Raw genomic sequence first — 1345 nt, 5'->3', positions numbered from 1 at the left:
CCCCCACTTTTGCAATACTGATTAACGGACGATGTGGTTGGCTTGCTTAAATCTATCCGGCGTCTGTTGGGGCAAGCCCCGCGCCACGATGAGAGTCGCGCCTGACGATCCTGAAAAACCGCGCGGCTTCTAGAGCCGATTTTTATGTCAGGGTGTTCGCCAGGCCGGTAGGCCGTTCACGTCATCTGTTGTTCAGCTATCGCAAAACCAGAAAGGTGGATCGTGGTACCGCAACAGCAGCAGGGTCAGGCATTCAAGGTGCCTGGCCCTGCTGCAAATTCTGTATGGCGAACCGACATAGCCCAGGCGATCCGCGCCAACTTGTTGGCCAAGGCGCAGGCCACCACGTTCGAGTGCCGGCGCATCAGCAACGAGCGAACCCAATCGGCCAGCGGCCCCGTCTGCTGCTCCAGCCGTTGCATGTAGACCCTGGCGCATTGGACCAGTAGCCGCCTGAGATTCTTATCTCCACGTTTGCTAATACCCAAAAGATTGGCCTTACCCCCGGTGCTGTATTGTCTGGGTACCAAACCGACGGACGCGGCAAAGTCGCGACTGCAGCCGTACTGCTTGCCATCACCCATTTCCACCGCCAGCAGACTCGCGGTGATTGGGCCAACGCACGGCACCCCCAACAAGCGGCGGCCTAAGTCATCCTCGGCCAGTTGACCAGCCAGCTCCTTATCCAGCGCCTTGATCTGTTCATCCAGGTAGACAAAATGCTCGTGCAAACGCTGCAACAGTACAGCCAGCCGAACGGGTAACTCATGCTCAGCCAGAACACTGGACAGACGCTTCATGATCGCCAGCCCCTTAGGCAGGCTGATACCAAACTCCAGCAGGAAGCCATGCAGCTGATTGACGCTTTTGGTGCGGTCACGCACCAGCGATTCGCGCAGGCGATGCAGCACTGAAAGGGTTTGCTGGGCCTCGGTTTTGGGCGAGACAAAGCGCATCGACGGACGCGAAGCGGCCTCGCAAATGGCCTCGGCATCGACGAAATCGTTTTTGTTGCCCTTGACGAAAGGTCGCACGAACTGTGGAGAAATCAGCTTGGCTTGATGCCCCATGCCCATTAACTGGCGAGCGACGAAGTGTGCGCCGGCACAGGCCTCCATCACCACCGTACAGGCCGGAAGGTTGCTGAAAAACCGCATCATCTGCTGACGCGAGAGCTTCTTGCGAAACAGTTCACGGCCGGGCTTGTCTTGGCCGTGCAGGTGGAAACTGTGCTTGCCGAGGTCGATGCCGACCAATGCTAATTCGCTCATGATGATGGCCTCCGAAACAAAACACCCTGCGAAAGCGTAGCCCTCGCAGGGTGTGGGGGTGACCATCTCATTAA

Annotated in this window: 1 protein-coding gene; it reads right to left on the bottom strand. The window is 57.8% G+C overall.

The window, feature by feature from the left end:
* Nucleotides 1-245: 245 nt before the first annotated feature.
* The gene (locus NAV32_RS17550) at nt 246-1271 is read right to left on the bottom strand and encodes an IS110 family transposase (protein WP_256054058.1); all 1026 of its coding nucleotides are present in this window, start codon (nt 1269-1271) and stop codon (nt 246-248) included.
* Between the last annotated feature and the right edge of the window lie 74 nt (nt 1272-1345).

The organism is Stutzerimonas stutzeri (assembly GCF_024448695.1).
In the GTDB taxonomy this organism is placed as follows: Bacteria; Pseudomonadota; Gammaproteobacteria; order Pseudomonadales; family Pseudomonadaceae; genus Stutzerimonas; species Stutzerimonas stutzeri_T.
This window is presented reverse-complemented; position numbering and strand designations above follow the sequence as displayed.

Excerpts from the sequence above, each read along its gene's own strand:
- NAV32_RS17550 (WP_256054058.1), bottom strand. The coding sequence starts at position 1,271 with ATGAGCGAATTAGCATTGGTCGGCATCGACCTCGGCAAGCACAGTTTC.